Source organism: Rhodothermales bacterium, from assembly GCA_013002345.1.
In the GTDB taxonomy this organism is placed as follows: Bacteria; Bacteroidota; Rhodothermia; order Rhodothermales; family JABDKH01; genus JABDKH01.
The window spans coordinates 1-3,451 of the sequence record JABDKH010000009.1 but is presented as its reverse complement, the minus strand read 5'-3'; the positions used below and the strand labels follow the sequence as shown (position 1 = coordinate 3,451).

At 59.7% G+C, this 3,451-nt stretch carries 5 protein-coding genes; 4 read left to right on the top strand and 1 reads right to left on the bottom strand.

From position 1 onward, the window contains the following. From HKN37_00525 to HKN37_00510, 4 genes are all read left to right on the top strand, one after another. On the top strand, positions 1–182 hold a 182-nt coding region (locus HKN37_00525; GenBank protein NNE45123.1), incomplete at its 5' end, for a gfo/Idh/MocA family oxidoreductase. Positions 183–231: 49 nt separating this feature from the next. Continuing rightward, positions 232–1,257 (top strand): sugar phosphate isomerase/epimerase, encoded by a 1,026-nt coding sequence (locus HKN37_00520; GenBank protein ID NNE45122.1) that lies wholly within the window; start codon positions 232–234, stop codon positions 1,255–1,257. A 50-nt stretch (positions 1,258–1,307) separates the two neighbouring features. Next, complete coding sequence (locus HKN37_00515) at positions 1,308–1,541, top strand: CopG family transcriptional regulator (protein ID NNE45121.1); 234 nt, start codon at positions 1,308–1,310, stop codon at positions 1,539–1,541. Further along, complete coding sequence (locus HKN37_00510) at positions 1,528–1,788, top strand: type II toxin-antitoxin system RelE/ParE family toxin (protein NNE45120.1); 261 nt, start codon at positions 1,528–1,530, stop codon at positions 1,786–1,788. Before HKN37_00515 ends, HKN37_00510 begins: the two co-directional genes overlap by 14 nt. Before the next feature lie 72 nt (positions 1,789–1,860). Here the strand turns inward: HKN37_00510 and HKN37_00505 are convergent, their stop codons facing one another. Next, a complete protein-coding gene (locus HKN37_00505; GenBank protein NNE45119.1) occupies positions 1,861–2,988 on the bottom strand; it encodes a hypothetical protein in 1,128 nt (375 codons plus the stop codon). Positions 2,989–3,451 lie beyond the last annotated feature (463 nt).

Genomic DNA, 3,451 nt, shown 5'->3' with positions numbered 1-3,451 from the left:
TTGCGAACGTGTACCTGGCGGCGGCGGCCGCCATCTCGGACGGCATCGATGGGAAGTCGCCGCCGGTCGGTGGATACGATTTCCCGACGGTCGACGACGGCGTCGCCGGCATGGCGTTCATCGAGACGGCCGTCAAGAGTTCAAAGTCGAACGAGAAGTGGATCAAGTTTCCCGAGCTCTGATCGTCTTCAGCAGCCCGGACCGATTGTCAATCGAAAACCGGAAGGTATCATGTCACGACCCGTCACACTATTCACCGGACAATGGGCGGACCTGCCGCTTGAGACCCTCGCCGAGAAAGCCAGCGGCTGGGGATACGACGGCCTCGAGCTCGCCTGCTGGGGCGACCATTTCGACGTGCGTCGTGCGCTCACGGAGGACGGCTACTGCGACGAGAAGCGTGCCCTCCTGGAGGAGTACGATCTCAAGATCTGGGCGATCAGCAACCACCTGGTCGGACAGGCGGTGTGCGACCGGATTGACGGCCGCCACAAGTCGATCTTGCCGGCGCATGTGTGGGGCGATGGGGATCCGGCCGGTGTGAATCTGCGTGCGGCCGAGGAGATGATCGCAACGGGTCGGGCGGCGGAGAAGCTCGGCGTGTGCGTCGTCAACGGCTTCACGGGAAGCAGCATCTGGCATCTACTCTATTCCTTCCCTCCCGTCGACCCGAAGACCATCCAACAGGGGTTTGAAGACTTTGCCATACGCTGGAAACCGATCCTCGATCAGTATCAGGATGCCGGCGTGGGCTTCGGCCTAGAAGTGCATCCGACCGAGATCGCCTTCGACATTGCCTCAACCGACAGAGCGCTGGACGCGATCGACAACCATCCGGCGTTCGGGTTCAATTATGATCCGAGCCACTTCGGATATCAGGGCGTCGACTACGTGGAGTTCATCCGGCGCTTCGCGAAGAAGATCTTCCACGTTCACATGAAGGATGTCTGGTGGTCGCCGGTTGGAACGCAGGCGGGTGTGTTCGGCGGGCACACGGACTTTGGTGATGATCGCCGTGCATGGGATTTCCGATCGCTGGGTCGGGGTCAGATCGACTTCGAAGAGATCATTCGCCAGTTGAACCGGATCGGCTATGAGGGCCCGCTGTCGGTCGAATGGGAGGATATCGGGATGGATCGTGAGCACGGAGCGGCCGAGGCGTGCGATTTCGTGCGTGCCGTGGACTTTCCGCCGTCGGATGTCGCGTTCGACCGGGCGTTCGACAAGGAGGTGCAGGGGACGGAGGATCTTGACTGATACGATAACGTTATAGCACTAAGATGTTATAGCGCTAACGCACGGACAGAATGGCAACCAAATCAAAAAGAGCCACAGTCTACTTTGACGCGGAGTTGCACCGCGCCCTCAGGCTGAAAGCGGCAGAAACCGAGCAATCCATGTCTGACCTGGTCAACGAGGCCGTCCGCGTCGCCCTGCTCGAAGACGCCGAGGACCTCCAGGCCGCTCGCAATCGTGTCGGCGAGCCGACGGTCTCGTTTGAAAGCCTTGTCTCCGATCTGAAGGCACGTGGCAAGCTATAGCGTCGGAATAAAACGGTCGGCGCGGAAGGAGCTCGAGGATGTCGCGAATCGAACGGACAGGCGCCGAATCGTTGCGAGAATAAGACAGCTTTCCGATGATCCACGGCCTGTCGGATCACAGAAGCTCTCGGGACAGGAGTTGTATCGCGTGAGGCAAGGGGATTATCGAATTGTCTACACGGTGGACGATGACTCATCCAAGGTGGTGATCGTGAAGATCGGTCACAGAAAAGACGTGTATCGTTAGACGTGGCTCTCAGCCTGGACTCACCCGACGCACCCGGTCCTGAATCCCGCTTCCTGACTCGAGCCCTCGGCGTCAGGGCATATACAGCCAGGCCTTCGACGTACTCTGGATGCGCTGGTCGTATCCGCCGGTGATGAGTGCCCGCCCGTCCGGAAGCGCAGTGGCCGATGCGAAGAATCTCGCGGTATCAAATCGATCCGGCAACGCTTCGAACACTTGCGAACGCGGGTCGAAGATCTCGATCACGTCGGATCCGCCGGCAATCAGTACGAGCCCGTCCGCCAGTCTTGCGACGGCGGTTCGAAGTTTGAAGCGCGCACTTTTGAGTCGGTTCGTCTCCGTGAACGTGCGCGTCGACGGGTCGTAGATCTCTGCGGTGTCGTATCTCCCCCTGAAGTCGTTCTCGTTGGATCCGCCGACCACGAGGACGCGGCCATCGGCGAGCCGCACAGCCGCGTGTTTGTAGCGAGGCGTGTTCATCTCGCCGACAGATACTGATGTGTTCTTTGCCGGATCGAAGACCTCGGCCGTTGCCAGGATCTTTGTCGCGTTACGCCAACCGGATGTGCCGCCCACAATCAGGACCGAGCCACCATCGAGAAGGGTCTGGGTGTGTCCAACCCGGGGTGACGTCAAAGAACCGACCTGTCTGAATTCACCGGCCGTCGGATCATAAGCCTCTACCGACGAGAGAACACTTCCCGCTTCACCGTTGCCTCCCGTGATCAGTATGCGGCCGTCGAGGAGCTCTGTCGCCCGGTGGGCTGCTCGACCCGTCACTGGTTTGGCTGCCGGTTCGGAAGCGTTTGTCCCGGGATCATAGATCTCGCTCGTCGACATCGCCCCGGCGCCGTAGCCACCCACGATGAGCACCGTGCCGACAGGCAGCACGGAGGCGGAGTGCGACTGACGCCCCATCGTCATCTTTCCGCCGGACTTGAACGCGTTACGTTCGGCGTCGAAGATTTCAACCGTCGCGAACGGATCGCTCTCCCGATCCTGAGCAAAACCGCCGGTGATCAGAACCGAGCCATCCGCCAGCAGCGTCGACGTGTGCACCGCTCGCGGGGTATGCATCGGTCCAACCGAAATCAGCGTATTGTCTCCGCCGGAGTCCGGATTTGTTCTGAACTTGGCCGCCGAGAAGCCGGCGAAACCGACCGCAGCGAGTGCGACGGCAATCAGTAGAGTATTCCGCATGGCACGTGATCAAGTGGTCGAGGCACATCATGGTACGGATATTCTGCTGGAGAAGGTTCGGCGACGAACAATGACCAGAGGCCCGACCGAGAGGCAATTCGCAGCCCGGGAATTTGGCCGAAAGGAATGTAGAGGGGTCGGGCAACGCACGCGGCCTTTCGGCCGACTCGGAACGGCGGGACCGCCGTGCACACCCTGCGAAGCGTCCAAAAAAACCTGTAAAATGAAGGAAGCCCGGGGTCCCACCAGTCCCGGGCTTCCTATTTCATGTCCTAAGAGCGGTTTCCCAATCCGTCTTAGAACCCACCTTGTAGATGTGCCAATCGATGATGTGCTTTGATGTGAAGGGCGGACTCCCGTCCGACCTTACACCCCTAATGAAATGAACTTTTTGCAGGATCGCAACGGTTGACTTTTAACGAATTTGTCGCACCGGGTATACGACCGTGCTTTCGTAGCCTTT